We start from the raw sequence: 20,286 nt of genomic DNA, 5'->3' as shown, positions 1-20,286 counted from the left end.
GCCGGGCGTGTGCCCCGGCCGCGCCCCCGGGTCCGTGTCTCACGTGAGCGAGTCAAGCCATTCACCGATGACCCGCGCCGTGTTCTCCGCACCGTCCTCGACCATCGAGTAGTGGTCTCCCTCGACGGTCCGGTACTCGTCGGCCCTGCTCCATGTCGTCTGCCAGTCCTCGGCCCCGCCCGCGGAACCGTCGGGCCGCGCGGTGAAGCGCTCCTCCGGGCGGAGCAGCAGGGCGGGTGCCGCGATGTCGGGCAGCGGGAAGTCAGGGAGCAGGTCGACGTAGCGGGCCATCGCCGTGAGCCGGTCCCGGTCGAACAGGTTGTACTGCGACTCGCGATCCAGCATTCCGACGGTCATCTCGTCCATGACGCCGTCGGTGCGTTCTCCGCCGCCCTCGGTGCTCTCCGAGCCATGGACCTCGTAGGTGTCCAGCAGGACGACTCCGGACGGCTTGGGACCAGTGCCCTCCAGCCGGGCTGCGACGGCGTGGGCGATGATGCCCGCCGACGAGTAACCCAGCAGGGCGAACGGCTCCTCCCCCGCCGCCTCGCGCAGGGCTTCGGCCAGTACGTCGACGACCGCGCCTGCCGAGACGGGCAGTTGCTCGCCGGACAGGAAGCCGGGCAGCGGCACCGCCGAGACCTCCCGCCGACCGCGGAAGTGGGCGGCCAGACGGGCGTGCTGGTAGACGCCGCCGATCGCGACGGGCGTGCTGACGCAGAACAGCCTGGGTCGCGTCGGCCCGTCGGCGAGCCTGACGATCCGGGGCGGCGTGGCCAGTTCGGCGGGGGTCTCGAAGGACGGCCGGAGACCGGCCACGGCCCGCAGGATGTCCAGGCCCTCGTGGAGCTTCCCGACGGTCACGGCCTCGTGGAACAGCTCCCGGAGAGAGTCGGACGACTTCTGCGGGGCGGGGGCCTTGTCCGGGGACATGGCGCCGGCGTCCTGCCCCTGAGTTCCCTCGCCCTCCAGGGCACCGAGTTCCTCGACCAGGTGCCTGGCCAGTTCGATCGGTGTCTCGTGGTCGAAGACCACCGTGGCGGGCAGCCGCAGCCCGAGGGAGGCGTTGAGGCCGTTGCGGAGCTCGACCGCGCTCAGCGAGTCGAAGCCCGTGTCCAGGAAGTGCCGGTACGGGTCGACGGTCTGCGAGTCGGTGTGTCCGAGCAGCACCGCGGCACTGTCGCGCACGAGGTCGAGCAGGGCCTTCTCCCTCCGGTCCTGCGTGAGGCCGGCGAGCTGCCTGCGCAGGGTGTCCTCGTCCGGCCGGGCGATGCCGGCCGCGGTGCGCCGGGCGGGCTTCACGAGTCCGGCGAGGACGCGCGGGACCGGGCCGTCCGCGGTGTCCGTCCTCAGGTCGATCTTGATGGGGACCTGAAGGTGCTGCGGGTGCCGGATCGCCGCGTCGAACAGGGCCAGGCCCTCCTCCGCCGACAGCGAGAGCATTCCGCTGCGCGTCATGCGCGCCCGGTCGCCGTCGGTCATCGCGGCCGTCGCGGTGCCCGTGTCCGCCCACAGGCCCCAGGCGAGCGACTGGGCGGTCCTGCCCTGGGCCCGCCGGTGTGCCGCGAGCGCGTCCAGGACGGTGTTCGCCGCCGAGTAGTTCGCCTGTCCGGGTGCGCCGAAGAGCCCGGCGGCCGAGGAGAACAGCACGAAGGCGGACAGGTCCAGATCCGCGGTCAGCTCGTGCAGGGCGAGTGCCGCGTCGGCCTTCGTCCGCAGGACGGTGTCGAGCTGTTCGGGGGTGAGCGAGGTGACCATCCCGTCGTCGAGGACTCCGGCCGCGTGGACCACGGCGGTCAGCGGCTGCTCGGCCGATATCCCGTCCAGAACGGCGGCCAGTGCGGCGCGGTCCGTGACGTCGCAGGCGACGGGGACGGCCTCGGCTCCCAGTTCGCGCAGTTCCTCGGCGAGTTCGGCTCCGCCGCCGCTGCGGCTGAGCAGCAGCAGCCGGCGTACCCCGTGCTCGGCGACGAGGTGCCGGGCGACGAGACGGCCGAGCGCGCCAGTGGCGCCGGTGAGGAGGGTGGTGCCCTCGGGGCCGAAGGTACTGCCCGGTTCCGCGGTGTCACCGCCCGCCCGGACGAGCCGGGCGCTGTGGGCGGCGCCCTGCCGGACCACGGTCTGGGGCTCGCCGCCGGCCACCACACCGAGCAGGGCCCGGTGGGATTCGGGGCGCCCGTCGGTGTCGATCAGGACGAACCGGTCGGGGTGCTCCGCCTGGGCGGAACGGACCAGGCCCCACACGGCGGCTCCCGCCAGGTCGGTCACGTCCTCGCCGGCCGGGGACATCGCGCCACGGGTGAGGACGACGAGCGGTGTGCTGCCGAACGTGTCGTCGGCCAGCCACTCCTGGAGTGTGCGCAGCGCGCGCCGGGTGGCCGCGTGCACCGCCTCCGCCGCGTCGCCCTGGTCTCCCTCGTCGTGTCGGCAGTCGAGCAGCACGGCCTCGGGCGCCGAGCCCTCGGCGCGGGCATGGGTGGACAGTTCGGCCGGATCGGCGGCCGCGGTCGCCGTGATGCCGACGCGGTGGAGGTCGGCCGCGAGCTCCGCGGCGCGCTCGCCGACCACGGCCCAGCGCGCCGCGCCGACCGTCTCCCCGCCCTCGGGCAGGTGGATCCAGTCCCAGCCGAAGAGGTACTCCTCGTGCGGGGACCGCAGTACGGAGGCGAGCCGGTCCGTCTCCGCCTCCCTCAGAACCAGGGAGCCCACCGAGGCGACGGGGCGCTCCGCCGGGTCGGTCAGCAGCAGTGACACCGCACCGCCGCCGATCGGGGTGACCCGCACCCTGAGCCGGGAGGCGCCGATGGCGTACAGCTCCACGTCCGACCAGGCGAAGGGCAGGCCGGACGCGACGTCCTCACTGCCGCAGAGCCCGATGGCGTGCAGGGCCGCGTCGAGGGCCGCCGGATGCAGGCCGAACCGCTGGGCCTGTCCGGCCGTCTGCTGTTCGAGCGCCACCTCCGCGAAGACCTCGTTCCCCCGGCGCCACGCCGAACGCAGGGCCCGGAACGCCGGGCCGTACACGAGTCCTCTGTCGGCCAGTTCCTCGTACAGCAAGGCGGTGTCGACGGGTTCCGCGCCGACGGGCGGCCATACGGCCTCCCCCTTCGGCTCCGCGTCGCCCGCGGCAGTCAGGAGACCGCCGGCGTGCCGCGTCCAGGCGGTGCCGGGCGAGACACCCTCCGGCCGGGAGTGCACGGTCACCGGGCGCGCCCCGGAACCGTCCGGCGATCCGACGGCGATCTGGATCTGCACCCCGCCCCGCTCGGGCAGCGGCATCGGAGTCTCCAGGGTCAGCTCGGCGACGCGCCCGCAGCCGACCTCGTCCCCCGCACGCAAAACCAGTTCCACGAAGGCGGCCCCGGGCAGCAGGACCGTACCGTCGACGGCGTGGTCGGCCAGCCACGGCTGCGCGCTCACCGACAGCCGCCCGGTCAACACCGCACTTCCAGAACCCGCCAAGGTGAGTGCCGCGCCGACGAGCGGGTGGTCCGCCGAGTCGAGTCCGGCCGAGGAGACGTCGCCGCCTGCCCACAGGGCGTCCATGTCCACCCAGTAGCGGCGGCGGTGGAAGGCGTACGGCGGCAGTGGCACGCGGCGGGCGCCGCGCGCGGTGAACAGGCGTGCCCAGTCCGGGTCCAGCCCGTCCGTGCAGAGCCGTCCGGCCGCCAGCAGCGCCGACACGGCCTCCGGCCCGTCCTTGCGCAGCAGGGGGACCATCACGAAGTCCTCCTCCGCGCCGGTCAGGCACCCCTGGGCCATTCCCGCCAGTACCCCGTCGGGGCCCAGTTCGACGAATCTGGTGACCCCGTCGGCCTGCAGGCTGCGGATGCCGTCGAGGAAGCGGACGGACTTCCGTGCGTTGTCCAGCCAGTACTCGGGGTCCGTCAGGTCGTCGGCGGAGGCAAGCCGGCCGGTGACGGTCGACACCACGGGGATGACGGGGGCCTCGTAGGAGAGGCCGTCGGCGATGTCGTACAGGTCGTCCAGCATGGCGTCGATCCGGGGCGAGTGGCCGGCCACCCTGATGGCGAGCCGCTTGACCCTGCGTCCCTGCTCACGCCAGTGGCTGGCGACCTCCAGCACCGATTCCTCGTCGCCGGAGACGACCACCGACCGCGGTCCGTTGATGGCGGCGATGTCCGCGCCCTCGCCGATCGTCGGCCGGACCTCGTCCTCGCTCGCCTCGACGGCCACCATGGCACCGCCCGGGGGCAGTTCCTGCATCAGCCGACCGCGGTGCGCGGTGAGCTTCACGGCGTCCCGCAGCGACAGCACGCCCGCCACATGGGCGGCGGCGAGTTCACCGGCGGAGTGGCCCAGCACATGGTCCGGGCGCAGACCCCAGGACTCCATCAGCCGGAACAGGGCGACCTCCAGCGTGAACAGCGCCGCGTGGGTGAAGGTCGTCTGGTCCAGGAGCTGGGCCTGTACGGTCCCCTCCTCGGCGAACATGACCTCGCGCAGCGGCCGGTCGAGATGCCGGTCGAACCGGGCGCAGATCTCGTCCACGGCCTCCGCGAAGACAGGGAAGGCGTCGTACAGTTCGCGGCCCATGCCGGGGCGCTGGGTGCCCTGCCCGGGGAAGAGGAAGGCGGTGCGGCCGGTACGGACGCCGCCGCTGACCACGGCAGGCGATGTTGCGGAGGTCGCGAGCGCGGAGAGGCCGTCCATCAGCTCGTCCCGGTCGGCGCCGACCACGACCGCGCGGTACTGGGTCGCGGGCCTGGACGTGGCCAGCGAGTAGCCGATGTCCTGGAGCCTGGTCCCGGGGTTGGCCTCCAGATGCTCCAGCAGGCGCTTCGACTGGACGGGCAGCGCCTGCGGGCTGCGGGCGGAGATCAGCCACGGGAGCAGCGGCCCGGGGTGCTCGGCCGCGTCCCGGTCGACGGTCCCGTCGGCGGACGCGCCGTCCGCGGTGGACTCGGTCCCCTCGTCGGCCGGGGCCTCCTCCAGGATGGTGTGCACGTTCGTTCCGCTGTAGCCGAACGAGGACACGCCGACCCGGCGCGGCCGTTCGTTCCTCGGCCACTCGACAGACCCGTCAAGCAGCCGCACCGCGCCGGCCGACCAGTCCACATGGGGTGACGGTTCGTCGACGTGCAGGGTCCGGGGCAGCGCCTCGTGCCGCATCGCCATGACCATCTTGATGACGCCCGCAACGCCTGAGGCGGCCTGGGTGTGCCCGATGTTCGACTTGACGGACCCCAGCCACAGCGGGGAGTCCTCGGACCGCTCCTGGCCGTAGACGGCCAGGACGGCCTGGGCCTCGATCGGGTCGCCCAGCCGTGTTCCGGTGCCGTGCGCCTCCACCGCGTCCACGTCGGACGGCTTCAGCCCGGCCGTCGCCAGAGCCCGCCGGATCACCTTCTCCTGGGCGGGGCCGCTGGGGGCCGTCAGCCCGTTGGAGGCGCCGTCCTGGTTCACGGCGCTGCCGCGCACCAGGGCCAGCACCTGGTGGCCGTTGCGCCGCGCGTCCGACAGCCGCTCGACGACGAGCACGCCGACGCCCTCGGCCCAGCCGACGCCGTCGGCGTCGGCGGAGAAGGGCTTGCACCGGCCGTCGGCCGCGACCGCGCTGCTGTCGAAGTCGACGAACGGGCTCGGGGAGACGATCACCGTCACGCCGCCGGCCAGCGCCAGCCGGCAATCGCCCCGGCGCAGCGCCTGAATGGCCCAGTGGAGGGCCACAAGGGAGGAGGAGCAAGCGGTGTCCACGGACACGGCTGGCCCTTCGAGCCCCATCGTGTAGGCCACCCGACCCGACACCACGCTGCGCGACAGGCCGGAGCTGCGGAATCCGCCGGCGTGCTCGGCCGTGTCGAACATGCCCGGGTCGTAGTCGGACTGCATCACGCCCGCGAACACGCCGGTGGAACTCCCCTTCAGCTCCAAGGGCTCGATGCCTGCCCGCTGCAGCGCCTCCCATGACGCCTCCAACAGCAGCCGCTGCTGCGGGTCCATCATCAACGCCTCGTTGGGGCTGATCCCGAAGAAGTCGGCGTCGAAATCGGTGGCGTCGTGGACGAAACCGCCCTGCGGGGTCTTGGACTTCTCCGAGAGCACCTGCCAGTGCTCCAGGTCCCAGCCCCGGTCCGTGGGAAAGTCGGATATCCCGTCGGTCCCGGTGGACACCAGGCGCCACAGGTCCTCGGGGGAGCCCACGCCGCCGGGATAGCGGCAGGCCATGCCGACGATGGCGATCGGCTCGTCGTCCGGTATGTCGTCCTGCGGGGCCTCGTCCTCGGGGCCGTCCAGCGTGCCCAGCAGCATCTGGTCCAGATGGGCCGCGAGTGCCGTGACGGTGGGGTGGTCGAAGACCAGAGTGGCCGGCAGCTGGATCTCGGTGACGGTGCTCAGCCGGTTGCGCAGTTCGACCGCGGTGAGGGAGTCGAAGCCGAGGTCCTGGAACACCCGGTCGGCGTCGACGGACTCCGCGGAGCGGTGTCCGAGGACGGCGGCCACCTCGGTGCGCACCATCTCGCGCAGGGTGTCGGTGCGCTCCGCGGCCGAGAGCCCGGCTGTGCGCCGCGACAGCGAGCCGGTGTCGCCGCCCGCGGTCCGGCGGGACGCGGGCACCATGACGCGCAGCAGTTCGGGGACACCGCCGGGGGCGGTGCGCAGCTGCGGGAGGTCCAGCCGCATGGGCACCAGCACGGGCTCCTGGAAGGAGCATGCCCGGTCGAACAGCTCCAGGCCTTCCTGGGTGGTGAGCGCGAGCATGCCGTGCCGTGGCCGGTGCGGCGCGGAGTCCTCTCCGCCATGCTCCGTACGGTCTGCGCCGTCGGCCCGGGCCACATCGCCGGCCATCCCGTCGGTCTGGCTCCACTGGCCCCAGGCGTGCGACTGGCCCGGCAGGCCGAGGTGTCGCCGGTGGGCGGCCAGCGCGTCGAGCCAGGCGTTGGCGGCCGCGTAGTTCGCCTGTCCGGGTGCGCCGAGCACACCCGAGGCCGACGAGAAGAGCACGAACACGGCCAGGGGCTGGTCACGAGTCAGTTCGTGCAGGTGCCAGGCTGCCTCGACCTTGGGCCGCAGCACCCGCTCGAGACGCTCGGGGGTGAGGGACAGCAGCACTCCGTCGTCCAGCACACCCGCCGTGTGCACCACGGCGCGCAGCGGGTGTTCGGCCGGGATCCCCGCCAGCAGCGCGGCGAAGGCCGCTCGGTCGGCCACGTCGCAGGCCGCGACGGTCACCGTGGCTCCCGCCTCGGTCAGTGCGGTGCGCAGCCGATCCGCCTCCACGGCCTCCGGGCCACGGCGGCTGACCAGCAGCAGGTGTCGTACGCCATGGACGGACACCAGGTGGCGGGCGAGCTGCCCGCCGAGCGCCCCGGTGCCACCGGTGATCAGGACTGTGCCGTCGGTCGGCCACGCCACCGCGGTTCCGGCGGGTTCACCGGCGGTCGCCTTCACCAGTCGCGGCACCCACGTCTTCCCCGCGCGCACTGCCGTCTCCGGTTCGCCGCAGGCCAGTGCGGCGGTCACGGTCCGCAGGTCGCCGGGGTCGTCGGTGTCGACCAGGACGAACCGGTCGGGATGTTCCGACTGCGCGGAGCGCACCAGACCGTGCACCGCGGCCTGCGTCACGTCGACGTCCTCGTCGGGCGTCACCGCAACCGCGCCGCTGGTCAGTACAACCAGTCGGGCTTGGGCACAGCGGTCGTCTCGGAGCCACCTCTGCAGCGTCTCCAGGACCAGTCCCACCGCGGCACGGGTCGCGGCGGGGATGTCGTCCTCCATGCCGGCCGAGGCCTGCGGGCAGCGCAGTACCACGGTGCCGGGCACGCCGGCGTCGTAGCGGAAGTCCGGGTCCAGCTCGGCCGGCGGCTTCGCGGACGGCGCGGAGGACTCGGTCGCCCGGACCCAGTCCCGCCGCAGCAGCGCGTCGCCCAGACCGGCCGTGGTCGGCCGCATGGTCTCGTCGGAGGCGCGGCGCAGCACCAGAGAGGCGACCCGGGCCACCGGACCGCCGTCCGGGTCGGTGAGGTCCAGCGTCACCTCGCCGGGGCCGACCGGCGTCACCCGGACCCGCAGTGCGCTCGCCCCGGAGGCGAACAGCTCCACTCCGGACCAGGTGTACGGCAGCCAGGCTCCCTCGCCGACGGTGTCGGTCAGGCCGATCGCGTGCAGCGCCGCATCGAACACGGCGGGGTGCAGTCCGAAGCCCTGGGCCCCGCTGCCCCGCGCTTCCGGCAACCGAACCTCGGCGAGGATCTCGCCACGGTGCCGCCAGACCGCGCGCAGGCCTCGGAAGACCGGGCCGTACGCCAGCCCGCGGTCCGCGAGTTCCTCGTACAGGCCGTCGATGTCCACCGTCTGCGCGTCCGCGGGGGGCCATGCACGCCGCTCGGCCGATACGGCGGTGTTGCCCGGCTCGATCCGGCCCGAGGCGTGCCGCGTCCAGGCGGTTGCCCCGCTCCCCTCGTCGGGCGCCGAGTACACCTGGAGCGTTCGCGCGCCGGTGTCGTCCGGAGCGCCGACGGTCACCTGGATCCGGATGCCGCCCTCGTCGGGCAGGACCAGCGGCGTGTGGACGGTCAGTTCCCGGAGCCGCCCGCAGCCGACCTGGTCGCCGGCATGGAGGGCGAGTTCCACGAATCCGGTGCCGGGGAAGAGGATCGCTCCCCGCACCGTGTGGTCGGAGAGCCAGGAGTGGGCGGTGGCGGAGAGCCTGCCGGAGAGCACGAGGCCGTTGGAGTCCGCGAGCACAAGCGCCGCGCCGAGCAGCGGGTGGTCGACGGACTCCAGTCCCAGCGAGGCCGGGTCGCCGTCCGTGGCGGAGGCCTGCAGCCAGTAGTGCTCGCGTTGGAAGGGGTAGGTGGGGAGGTCCGCGCCCGGGACTCCGGTGCGGCCGTGGAACACCGGCCAGTCCACGTCCGCTCCATGGACGTGGAGCAGTGCGACGGCCTCGGCCAGAGCGCGGGGCTCCGCCCGCTTCGGCCGCAGGGTGGGGGTCAGCAGGACACCGTCGGTCTCGGCCAGACACTGCTGCGCCATGGCGGTACAGGTGGTGTCAGGACCAATCTCCACGAACCGGTCCGTTCCCTGCCCCTCCAACACCTGTACCGCGTCATGGAAACGGACCGGCCTGCGCACCTGGGACACCCAGTAGCCCGGATCGCACAACTCCTCCGCCGTAGCGGTCACTCCGGTCATCGTGGACACGATCGGGATCTCCGGCCGGTGGTAGGTGAGTCCTTCGGCCACCTCCCGGAACTCGCCCAACATCGGCTCCATCAACGGCGAATGGAACGCGTGACTCACCGCCAGACGACGAACCCGGCGGCCCCAGCCACGCACCTCCTCCGCAACCGACTCCACCACCGAGGCCTCACCCGACACCACCACCGACACCGGACCATTGACCGCCGCCACACCAACCCGGCCCCCGACCCCGGCCAGCAACGGCAACACCTCCGCCTCACCAGCCTCCAACGCCACCATCGCACCACCCGACGGCAACGCCTGCATCAGGCGACCACGAGCCACCACCAACGCACAGGCATCCTCAAGCGACCACACCCCCGCCACATGCGCAGCCGCCAACTCACCGACCGAATGCCCCACCAGCACATCCGGCACCACACCCCAGGACTCCAGCAGCCGGAACAACGCCACCTGCACCGCGAACAACGCCGGCTGCGTAAACCCCGTCCCATCCAACAACACCGCGTCCGCACTGCCCTCCAGCGCAAACACCACATCCCGCAACGAACGCCCCACACGCCCGTCCAACACCGCACACACCACATCAAAAGCCTCGGCGAACACAGGGAACGCCTCATACAACTCACGCCCCATACCGGCACGCTGCGACCCCTGACCCGAGAACACGAACGCCGTCCGGCCCCCGGCATCCGCCACACCCCGAACGAGACCCGGCGCCTCCACACCCCCCACCAACGCCACCAGACCACGGACGAGTTCACCACGGTCCACACCGGTCACCGCAGCCCGACGCTCGAACATGGTCCGCGTGGTCGCCAGCGCGCATGCGGCTTCCGCGAGGTCCAGGTCCGGGTCCTCGCCGAGACGGGCCAGCATGCGCTCGGCCTGGGCACGCAGCGCCGCATCCGTGCGGCCGGACAGCAGCCAGGGCCGCGCTTCCCCGGACCCGGGTTCAGCCCCGGGCCGGGCCGCGGCCTCGCCCTCAGGTGCCTCTTCGATGATCACGTGCGCGTTGGTGCCGCTCATGCCGAAGGCGGAGACCCCGACCCGGCGCGGGTGACCGTTGCGCGGCCACGGCACCGGTTTTGTCAGCAGTTCCACCGCGCCCTCGGACCAGTCCACGTGTGACGACGGTGCGTCGATGTGCAGGCTCCTGGGCAGCAGGTCGTTGCGGAGTGCCATCACCATCTTGATCACACCGGCCACACCGGCCGCGGCCTGGGTGTGCCCGATGTTGGACTTCACCGACCCCAGCCACAACGGACGATCCGCCTCACGGTCCCGGCCGTAGGCGGCCAGCAGCGCCTGCGCCTCGATCGGATCGCCGAGGGTGGTGGCGGTGCCGTGCGCCTCCACGGCGTCGACCTGGTCGGGCGTGAGGCGGGCGTTGGCCAGCGCCGCCCGGATCACCCGCTGCTGGGCGGGACCGTTCGGCGCGGTGAGCCCGTTGGAGGCACCGTCCTGGTTCACCGCGCTGCCCCGCACCACTGCCAGGACGCGGTGGCCGTTGCGGCGGGCGTCCGACAGCCGCTCCAGGAGCAGCATTCCGGCGCCCTCCGACCAGCCGGTGCCGTCCGCGGAGTCCGCGAAGGTCCGGCACCGGCCGTCACTGGACAGGGTGCCTTCCGCACTGAACTCGACGAAGGTCCTGGGGGTTGCCATCACCGAAACGCCGCCGGCCAGTGCCAGACCGCACTCACCCTGACGCAGGGCCTGGACCGCCAGGTGGAGGGTGACCAGGGAGGACGAGCAGGCGGTGTCCACGGTGACCGCGGGCCCCTCCAGACCGAAGGTGTACGCCACCCGACCCGACACGACCCCTGACGAACCGTAGCTGCCGGGGTAGTTGTGGTACATGACTCCCGCGAAGACGCCGGTCGCACTGCCCTTGACCGACCGGGGGGAGATGCCCGCGCGTTCGAAGGCCTCCCAGGACGTCTCCAGCAGCAGCCGCTGCTGCGGGTCCATCACCAGTGCCTCGCGAGGGCTGATGCCGAAGAGGTCGGCGTCGAACTCGGCCGCCTGGTGCAGGAAGCCGCCCTCGCGGACGTAGCTGCTTCCGGGTCGCTCCGCCGTGGGATCGTAGAGCCTCCCCAGGTCCCAGCCACGGTCGGTGGGGAACTCCCCCACCGCATCGACCTCGTCGGCGACCAGCCGCCAGAACTCCTCGGGCGTGGTCGCCCCTCCGGGGAACCGGCAGGCCATGCCGATGATGGCGATGGGCTCCTGGGAGGTCTCGCTGAGCTGTCTGTTCTGCTCCCGGAGGCGCTCGGTCTCCTTGAGTGACGCGCGGAGGGCGTCGACGAGCTCGGTTTCGGACGTGTTCATCGCGCCTCCCTGTGGCGTATGACCAGCTCCTCGAGTCCGGGGACTATGTCGCGAGGGCTCGGCTTGGCGAGTGCTTCCTGCTGCAACCGGGCTGCCGCCTCCCTGAAGGAGGGGGTCTCCAGCAGCCGGCGGAGCTGTTCGACGAGCGAGCGCCCGTCGGCGACCAGACCGGCACCCCTGGCCTCCAGTTCGCGCATCACGCCGGTCTCGCCCCAGATGTTCCCGGGGATGCCCAGTTGGGGTACGCCGTGGACGACGGCGGCCCCGACCGTTCCCATGCCTCCGTAGTGGACGACGGCCGAGCAACTGGGCAGCAGTTCGTTGAGCGGTACGAAGTCGAAGAGCCGTACGTTGTCGGGGATCCTGGTGCCCTGCGGGATCTGGTCGGTCCGCAAGGTGGCCACCACCTCGGCCTCCAGGTCGGCGACGCCTTCGAGCACCTCGGCCACGGAGATCTCCTCGCCCCCCGCAGTCCCCCGCACCCCGAGGCTGCGGCGGGTCTGTCCCAGCGTGAGGCAGACCCGGGGCCGCTTCGGTTCCTTGCGCAGCCAGCCGGGCACGACGGCGGGGCCGTTGTAGGGAACGTGCCGCACCGGCCTGTGGTCGGTGGCGAGGGGTACGTGGAGCCATTCGGGCAGTGGGTCGATGGTCGCCTGCCCGAACACCATGTCCTCGGCGAACTCTTCGCCGAACGGTTCCAGCCGGGCGCCCAGGTACGAGGCCATGGGGTCCTGCGCCGGGTCGGCGGACTCCTTGTCCGCGAGGTCGCGGTAGAGCTGCCACATGCGGCCCCAGTGGTCCGGGGCGGGCAGGATCCGCGCGTGCGCGGTGTCCACGGCGCGGGCGAGGACCGGTCCGGCGTAGTTGTGTGCGTCCCACAGCACGAGGTCGGGCCGCCAGGCGCGGGCGAACTCCACCAGGTCGTCGCGCATCGCCCCGTCCGCCAGGTACTCGCAGGCGGCCTGGGTGTACGCGGTGAGCGTGCCGCGCACATAGTCCAGGGAGAGTTTCTCGGGACTGGTCTCGGCGATGTCGTACCCCAGGCCGAACGGAGTGCTGGAGGTTCCCGGCATGCCGCGGGGCGGGGTCAGGCCGTCGCCCACGGCCACCGCGGTCAGCCCGGTGCTCTTGATCGCTTCGGTGAGGTTGGGCTGACTCGCCACACAGACTTCGTGTCCCGCGGTGCGCAGGGCCCAGGCGATGGGCACCAGGTTGTTCAGATGCGAGTTGACGGCGGATGTGGTGATGAGGACGCGCATGAACCCTCTCCAGCAGGACGGGTGAAGGCGGGTGGACGGGGGGTGTGGACGGGCGCTGGTCAGCGCGCCGTGGCGATGGTTCCGCAGTGGCGGCGGTACCACCTGACGGTCTCCTCCAGCCCCTCGCGCAGCGACAGGGGCCGGAGGTCGACGACGCTGTCGAGCCGACTGACGTCGAGCGTCCGGCTCGGCCGGCCACCGGACCGCCCGGGGTCGAAGGTGATGCGCTCGGGCTCCCCCAGCGCCGCGCACACCATCTGGGCGAGCTGCAGTACGGAGACGGTCTCTGTGGTGCCGATGTTGAACGTCTGGTACTTGTTTGCCTCGACCATCCGCAGGATGCCCCTGACCAGGTCGGTCACGTACATGTAGGTGCGGGTCTGGCTGCCGTCGCCCCAGATCTCGATGGACTGCCCGGCCAGTACCTTGGCGAACATGCTGGGCACCACCCGGTCCGTGTCCACCTCGAAGTTGTCCCGCGCCCCGTAGACGCTGGTGAGACGGGGGACGAAAATGCTCATGCCGTGCTGGTGCCGGTACGCCTCCGCCAGGATCTCGGCGTAGCACTTGGACAGGTAGTAGCCGTCGGGCGCGTAGTGCATCCCCCGCCGGAAGTCGTCGTCCTCGGGGATCGGGTCGGTGCGGGCCGACGCCGCGTAGATGTCGCTGGATCCCAGGAGGACGGTCTCCGGAGTGCCGTGGCTCCGGGCGCAGTTCAGGATGTTGGAGACGGCCCGCATGTTGTCGTCGAGGATGCGCGCGGCCTGGTCGCGGCGAGCCTCCGCCGTGCCGGAGACGACGGCGCAGTGGAAGATCGCATCGACGCCGCCGGGGGCCGTGTCGAAGACGCGGCGCAGGGCAGCCTCGTCCCGCAGGTCCATCCCGACGGTCGTCAGCATGTCGGTCTGCGGCAGTTGCGGCAGCACCTGCCGGTTGTCCCTGCGGTACAGGCAGATGACTCGGGCCCCGCGCTCCAGCAGCTGCTCGGCGAAGTGAGAGCCGATGAATCCGCTGCCCCCGGTGACGACCGCGGTCTTTCCGGCCCAGCGTCCAGTTGGCATCTTCTTCCTTCCCGTCCGTGGACGGCCGGCTGCACCCCTTCAGGCGCGGTGCCCGGCCACCTTTTCTTCCAGTTCCGCCACCAGGGCGCGGGGGCTGGGGGTCCGCTGAATCTCCTGCCGGATGCGCTCGGCGTTCTCCCGGTAGGAAGGGTCTTCCAGAATCCGGGAAATCTTGCTCTGCAGGGAATCTCCGTCGACCTTGCTCTTGAGTGCCTCGCCGGAGAGTCGCTCGTGTTCCAGCAGCATTCCGGCGCCGCGTTCCTCCAGGCACCGGCCGAAATCGAGTTCGTCCCAGTACCGTCCCGGGGCGATGATCTGCGGAACCCCATGCACCAGTGCGTTTCCCAGGGTTCCGAAACCGCCGTGGTGAATGACCGCCGAACAGCTGGGCAGCAACTCATTGAGCGGTACGAATTCCACGGCCCGCACGTTCTCCGGGAGGGCGCGCAGTTCGCCCAGTTGGTCGGAGTTCAGGGTCGCCACGACCTCGATGTCCAGCTCCGCGACGGATTCCAGCAGGTCCTGGACGGAGAAGACGTCACCGCCGAGCACCTCCCTGGCCGTCATGCCGAGTGTCAGACACACCCGCGGCCGCTCGGGCGGCCGGTGGACCCAGTCGGGCACTGCGGTGGGCCCGTTGTACGGCACGTACCGCACGGGGTGGTACGGCAGGTCCAGGGGGACCTGCATCCAGGAGGGCGTCGGGTCGATCGTCCACTGTCCGGTCATCATCTCGGTCGCCAGTCCCTCGTGGAACTCGCAGCCGAACCGCGCGAGTCGGCCCGCCAGCCAGTCGCCGACCGGGTCGTCGCGCCGCTCCGGCTCCTGTCGGCCGAGGAGCTCGGTGTACTTGTCGTACATCCGGCCGATGTGGTCGACACCGAAGAGCATCCGGGCATGGGCCGCTCCGCTGGCCCGGGCGGCAACCGGGCCGGCGAAGGTCATCGCGTCCCAGACGACCAGGTCGGGCCGCCACGACCTGGCGAACTCCACCAGGTCGTCCAGCATCGCCCGGCCACCGGTCGCGTGCTCGTAGTGGGTCGAGCACGCGACGGTGAAGGTTCCCAGGACGTAGTCCCAGGTCAGCACCTCGGGCCTGGTCTCGGTGACACCGGCGTTGAGGTTCCGCCATGACGTGCCGCTCGTCACGTGGTCGCCGTCCTGGGCCGGCCGGCCCGGCATGCTCTCCTCCTCGCCCACCGGCACCGCGGCGAGCCCGCTGCGGCTGATCGCCTCCACCACCTGGGGCTGACTGGCGACGCACACCTCGTGCCCCGCGGCACGCAACGCCCAGGCGATGGGCACCATGTTGTAGAAGTGCGTCTTCGCGGCGTACACCGTGAAGAGGACACGCATCGGTTCTCCTCGGGCCTCCGTCGTCCCTGCTGGCAGTGGGATCGGCCGTCAGACGCCGACGCCTGCGCCGACGCGCCCGATAGGCGTGTCCCAGTCGATGCGGTGCTCGTAGAGCCAACGCATCTCCTCCTGCCCCTCCCTGGAGCCGCGTTCGCTGTAGGCGACGCGGGCGAAGATGTCCCGTCCTATGCGCATGAGGGGGCCGCTGACCTGCAGCGCGCGGCCGCACTGCCGGCCGAATTCCACGACGCGTTCGACCCGCTTCCGGCGGATCTCCTCGAAGCGCTCGAACGCCTCCGCGATGTCGGGGATGTCCCGCAGGCACCTGGCGAGCTCGACGGAGTCCTCGATCGCCATCGACACGCCCTGGCCGGCCGAGGGGGAGGTGGCGTGGCATGCGTCGCCGATCACGATCATCCGCCCGTTGTGCCACTTGGGCAGGTGCGGGATGTCGTAGATCGGCCGCGGCGGCCAGATCTCCTCGGTGGCCTTGACGATCTCCACCGCGGAACTCTCGTCCTTGGCGAAGAGCTCGTACAGCGACTCGCGCCAGGACTCGGGGGTGACGGAGGCCAACTCCTCGGGGGTGGGCTCCTTCTGGCGGGTCACGCTTGCGTACCACCAGATCCGGCCCTCGTGGTCCGGGATGTGGCAGAAGAAGGCGCGCTTGCCCAGGTACATGAACTCGGTTCCGGTGTCGCTGGGGGCGGAGACGCCCGTGGCGTACCCGCCGGTGGTCCAGAGCCCGCCGTACCGGAACGTGAGCTCCGCCGGATCGATGGTCTTCCGGGTGACGGAGTGCAGTCCGTCGGCGCCGACGAGGAGGTCTCCCTCGGCAGTGGTGCCGTCGGCGAAGAAGGCGGTCACGCCCTTGTCGGTGATCTTGGCGTCGACCAACTGCTTGCCGAAGTTGACCTCGATGCCCCGGTTGATCGCCTCGTCCCGCAGGGTGGTGTAGAGGTCGGATCGGGTGATGGCCCGGGCCACGGTCCCGTCGGGCAGCGGGGCGCCGTTGGGGACCTGCGCCAGCTGCTTTCCGTTCCCGAGGTGGAACCGATAGCGGGGAATGTCGAAGCCATCCGTCAGATGGTCCATGCCCAACGCGAGCAATGCGCTGTAGCCGTTCACCGCGAGTACGAGATTCTGGCCGATTCCGTCCGCACCGCGGTCGTACGCCTCATAGACGACGGGTTCGATGCCGGCCTTCTGGAGGGCGATGGCTGTGGTCGGCCCGGCGACCCCACCACCGATGATCAGAGCTTTGGTCATTGACGTCGACTTCCTCAATCATCCGCTCGTGCAGTTGACTTTCGCTGACCTGGGAAACCGGGGCAGTGGAATTCCACGCATGGCACGGCGTGGCGGCAAGCGAATCCCAACCCTCACACGTGAACGCGGTCCCGGCAGCCCCTACCCACCCCTCTTCACGGTCGCCGGAGCAGTGGCCCGCACACCCCCGGGCAGGGGTGTTCCCGGACCCCCGGCCCGGCTATGAACGAGGGAAAGCCGTAGTGAATGGAGAAGTCTTGGCATGACCAGGCACCAGATCGATCCCAGGCTTTTCGACGACAGCGACGTATCGCGGCATCTGCTGGCCGCGCGCGGCACGCAGTGGATGCGGGGGAACCGGGGTGACCCGTACGCTCTGCTGCTGCGGGCCCAGGAGGTCGACGCGCAGCGGCTGTACCGGGCGATGCGCGGCCGTCCCGAGCTGCGGCAGAGCGAGTCCGACGTGTGGGTGACCGTCAACCACGGGCTGGGCGCCGAGATCCTCCGGGATCCGCGGCTGAAACTGCGCGATCCCGCCGCCCGTCGGCGCCGCCGCGTCTTCGGCATCGACTCGGGGACCACGCTCAAGCACGTGCTGACGGTCGACGACGCGCTGCTGGCGATGGAGGGCGACGAGTACGGGCGGCTGCGGGACCGCGTCTCCTCGTTCCTCGGCCCCGGGGCCTCGGACCGCCGAAGGGACGCGGAGGCGGTCTTCGCGGACAGGCTCGACCGCCTGCGCGACTCCGGCTCGTTCGACGCCATGACCGACTTCGCCCGTCCCGCAGTGCTCACGGTGCTCGCAGAGGCTGCAGGGGTGCCGCCGGAGCGGCGGGAGGGGTTGCCCGCTCTGTGTGCCGACGTCGCTCCTCTGCTGGACTCCTTGCTGTGCCCTCCCACGCTGGACGCCACCAGGCGGCTGGTGGCGGCCTTCGACGAACTGCGCGACCTGACCGCGAAGTCGGCCACCGTGCCGGACGGGGAGGACGGCGTGGTCCTGGCGCTGCTGTTCACCGTGGGCGTGGAGGTTGCCGCGAACCTGGTCTGCAACGCCGTCCTGGCCCTGGCCGAGCACCCCGGTGAGTGGGAGATGCTGCGCTCCGGCGCACGGTCGGCGTCCGACATGGTGGAGGAGACTCTGCGGCATTGTCCGCCGGTGCGGCTGGAGAGCCGCATCGCCGCGCAGGATGTCACGCTCGCCGGCCAGGAGGTCGGCAAGGGCAGTCAGTTGGTGGTCCTCGTCGAGGGGGCGAACCGGGATCCGGACGTGTTCGCCGCCCCGGAACGGTTCGACACCGGGCGCGGCTCCGCGGGCGTCCACCTGTCACTGGCCGGCGGTTCGCCGGCCGCCGCCATCGGCCCGGCCGCCCGTCTCCTCGCGGAGGCCGCGGTGTCCGCACTGGCCGCGGGCGGGCGCGCGCCGGTCGCGGTGGGCGAGGTGGTGCGCCGGATGCGGTCTCCCGTCGTCCGCGGCATCGCGCGGTGCCCGGTCGCCGTCCGCTGAAGCCGAACGGCGTCCCGGCCGGAGGATCGCAAGCGTTCCTCCGGCCGGACGCCGCGCCGTTCAGCCGACCAGTTCGCGGGCGATGTCCATCACGTACTGGCCGTACCCGGACTTCCCCAGCGCGGTGCCCAGCCGGTGGCACTCCTCCGCGGTGATGAAGCCCTTGTGCAGGGCGATCTCCTCCAGGCAGGCGATACGCACACCCTGACGCTCCTCCAGGGTCCGCACGTAGAGCGAGGCCTGCAGGAGCGACTCCGGGGTTCCGGTGTCCAGCCACGCGAAGCCGCGGCCCAGGTCGATCAGCTTCGCCCGGCCGCTCTCCACGTAGACCCGGTTCACGTCGGTGATCTCCAGTTCACCGCGGGCCGACGGCCGGACGTTCTTGGCGATGTCCACGACCTCGTTGTCGTACAGGTACAGCCCGGTGATGGCGCGGTTGGAGCGGGGGTGCTCGGGTTTCTCCTCGATGGAAACCAGTCGGCCGGTTTCGTCGGTCTCCCCGACTCCGAAGTGCTGGGGATCCTTCACCGGGTACCCGAACAACACGCAACCGGTCACGTTCCTGGCGTTCTCCTCCACCAGCCCCTGGAAACGGGGGCCGTGGAAGATGTTGTCGCCCAGTATCAGGGCGACCGTGTCGTCACCGACGTGGTCGGCCCCGATGATCAGGGCCTCGGCGAGGCCGTTCGGCTCGGCCTGTTCCGCGTAGGTGAGGGACACCCCGAGGTGCGAGCCGTCTCCGAGCAGCCGCTGGAACTGCGGGATGTCGTGGGGCTTCGCGATGATCAGGATTTCTCTGATGCCGCCGAGCATGAGAACGGACAACGGATAATAGATCATCGGTTTCTCGCCGACCGGCAGAAGCTGCTTCGATACCGCCAGCGTCACCGGAGTGAGCCGGGACCCCGACCCACCCGCAAGAATTATTCCCTTCATTCGCCCATATCCCTTGATAGCGAACCGAAATATCGTCCTGGCCGGTCAAGAAGGTGTATGGAAAATAGCCATGACGTCGGTGGGACATCAAGGAAGTTCCATGCGGACTGGGGTGGGAAGCACTCCGCTGGGGCATCTAGGGGTTGTTGGGATTTCACCCCTGTAGTCGAATTCCCCTCGACGTCAGCCACGGAGGCCACCGGGGCCTCGGGCGTGAAACAGTCATCGACACAGGAGGTGGAGGCGGCCGTGGTCACACGCGTGTGGGACTACCTGGCGGAATACGAGGTGGAGCGGGACGACATCCTCGATGCCGTCGACCGGGTCTTCAGCTCCGGGCAGCTGGTGCTCGGCGAGAGCGTGCGCGGCTTCGAGGAGGATTTCGCCGCCTACCACGGCGTACGCCATGCGGTCGGGGTCGACAACGGCACGAACGCGTTGAAGCTGGCGCTGCAGGCACTGGGCGTGGGGCCGGGCGACGAGGTCGTCACGGTGTCCAACACCGCCGCGCCCACGGTGGTCGCGATCGACTCGGTGGGCGCCACCCCGGTGTTCGTCGACGTGCACGCGGAGAACTACCTGATGGACGTCGCGCAGGTGGAGGCGGCCATCACGCCGCGGACCCGCTGTCTGCTCCCGGTTCACCTGTACGGGCAGTGTGTGGACATGGAGCCGCTGCAGCGGCTGGCGGAGCGCCATGGCCTGGCCGTTCTGGAGGACTGCGCTCAGGCGCACGGGGCCCGCCACCACGGGCGCATCGCGGGCAGCATGGGCGATGCCGCCGCTTTCTCCTTCTACCCCACCAAGGTGCTCGGGGCGTACGGCGACGGGGGCGCCGTCATCACCTCCGACGACCAGGTGGAGCACAACCTGCGCCGACTGCGGTACTACGGCATGGAGGAGCGCTACTACGTCGTCAGCACCCCCGGGCACAACAGCCGCCTGGACGAAGTGCACGCGGAGATCCTGCGCCGCAAGCTGACCAGACTGGACCGCTACACGGCGGGCCGGCGCGCGGTGGCCCGCCGCTACGAGGAGGCCCTGGGCGACACGGACCTGGTCCTGCCCCGGTCGGCCCCAGGCAACGAACACGTCTACTACGTCTACGTGGTCAGGCACCCGAAGCGCGACGCGATCATCGAGGCGCTCAAGACGTACGACATCATGCTGAACATCAGCTACCCGTGGCCCGTCCACACCATGGACGGTTTCCGGCATCTGGGGTACGACAAGGGGTCCCTCCCGGTGACCGAGGAACTGGCACACGAGATCTTTTCCCTGCCCATGTACCCCTCTCTTTCCGAAGAACTCCAGGACAAGGTCATCAGCGCTTTGCGCGAGGTCCTCAGAACTCTCTGAACCACTTCCCTTCCCCCCGGGGGGACGGCCCCGGTGCCATGGCACC

Annotated in this window: 7 protein-coding genes and 1 pseudogene; 2 read left to right on the top strand and 6 right to left on the bottom strand. The window is 71.0% G+C overall.

Annotated elements, in window-relative coordinates:
* Nucleotides 1–39: 39 nt before the first annotated feature.
* From ACFU6I_RS42660 to ACFU6I_RS42640, 5 genes and pseudogenes are all read right to left on the bottom strand, one after another.
* Nucleotides 40–11,496 (bottom strand): annotated as a pseudogene (locus ACFU6I_RS42660) (SDR family NAD(P)-dependent oxidoreductase); the annotation flags it as partial.
* Nucleotides 11,493–12,755, bottom strand: a complete 1,263-nt coding sequence (locus tag ACFU6I_RS42655; RefSeq protein ID WP_384378163.1) for an activator-dependent family glycosyltransferase — start codon at nucleotides 12,753–12,755, stop codon at nucleotides 11,493–11,495. The pseudogene ACFU6I_RS42660 and the gene ACFU6I_RS42655, both read right to left, overlap by 4 nt.
* Before the next feature lie 59 nt (nucleotides 12,756–12,814).
* A complete protein-coding gene (locus ACFU6I_RS42650; protein WP_384378160.1) occupies nucleotides 12,815–13,816 on the bottom strand; it encodes an NAD-dependent epimerase/dehydratase family protein in 1,002 nt (333 codons plus the stop codon).
* 39 nt (nucleotides 13,817–13,855) lie between these two features.
* The gene (locus ACFU6I_RS42645; RefSeq protein ID WP_384378157.1) at nucleotides 13,856–15,172 is read right to left on the bottom strand and encodes an activator-dependent family glycosyltransferase; all 1,317 of its coding nucleotides are present in this window, start codon (nucleotides 15,170–15,172) and stop codon (nucleotides 13,856–13,858) included.
* A 48-nt stretch (nucleotides 15,173–15,220) separates the two neighbouring features.
* Nucleotides 15,221–16,441, bottom strand: a complete 1,221-nt coding sequence (locus ACFU6I_RS42640) for an FAD-dependent oxidoreductase (RefSeq protein WP_384378154.1) — start codon at nucleotides 16,439–16,441, stop codon at nucleotides 15,221–15,223.
* 262 nt (nucleotides 16,442–16,703) lie between these two features.
* Between ACFU6I_RS42640 and ACFU6I_RS42635 the strand changes: the two genes are divergently transcribed.
* Nucleotides 16,704–17,945: a P450-derived glycosyltransferase activator gene (locus tag ACFU6I_RS42635; RefSeq protein ID WP_384378151.1), complete on the top strand. Its 1,242-nt coding sequence runs from the start codon at nucleotides 16,704–16,706 to the stop codon at nucleotides 17,943–17,945.
* Between the two features lie 60 nt (nucleotides 17,946–18,005).
* Here the strand turns inward: ACFU6I_RS42635 and rfbA are convergent, their stop codons facing one another.
* Nucleotides 18,006–18,881: a glucose-1-phosphate thymidylyltransferase RfbA gene (rfbA, locus tag ACFU6I_RS42630; protein WP_384378148.1), complete on the bottom strand. Its 876-nt coding sequence runs from the start codon at nucleotides 18,879–18,881 to the stop codon at nucleotides 18,006–18,008.
* A gap of 249 nt (nucleotides 18,882–19,130) precedes the next feature.
* Between rfbA and ACFU6I_RS42625 the strand changes: the two genes are divergently transcribed.
* Nucleotides 19,131–20,240 (top strand): DegT/DnrJ/EryC1/StrS family aminotransferase, encoded by a 1,110-nt coding sequence (locus tag ACFU6I_RS42625; protein WP_384378145.1) that lies wholly within the window; start codon nucleotides 19,131–19,133, stop codon nucleotides 20,238–20,240.
* The last annotated feature ends 46 nt before the right edge of the window (nucleotides 20,241–20,286 follow it).

The sequence above is a fragment of the Streptomyces sp. NPDC057486 genome (assembly GCF_042802415.1).
Taxonomy (GTDB): domain Bacteria; phylum Actinomycetota; class Actinomycetes; order Streptomycetales; family Streptomycetaceae; genus Streptomyces; species Streptomyces yanii.
Note: the sequence above shows the minus strand (reverse complement) of the source record. Positions and strands in the feature narration are given on the sequence as shown.

Coding starts and splice junctions, on each gene's coding strand:
- ACFU6I_RS42635 (WP_384378151.1), top strand. CDS start 16,704: ATGACCAGGCACCAGATCGATCCCAGGCTTTTCGACGACAGCGACGTA.
- ACFU6I_RS42640 (WP_384378154.1), bottom strand. CDS start 16,441: ATGACCAAAGCTCTGATCATCGGTGGTGGGGTCGCCGGGCCGACCACA.
- ACFU6I_RS42650 (WP_384378160.1), bottom strand. CDS start 13,816: ATGCCAACTGGACGCTGGGCCGGAAAGACCGCGGTCGTCACCGGGGGC.
- ACFU6I_RS42645 (WP_384378157.1), bottom strand. CDS start 15,172: ATGCGTGTCCTCTTCACGGTGTACGCCGCGAAGACGCACTTCTACAAC.
- rfbA (WP_384378148.1), bottom strand. CDS start 18,881: ATGAAGGGAATAATTCTTGCGGGTGGGTCGGGGTCCCGGCTCACTCCG.
- ACFU6I_RS42655 (WP_384378163.1), bottom strand. CDS start 12,755: ATGCGCGTCCTCATCACCACATCCGCCGTCAACTCGCATCTGAACAAC.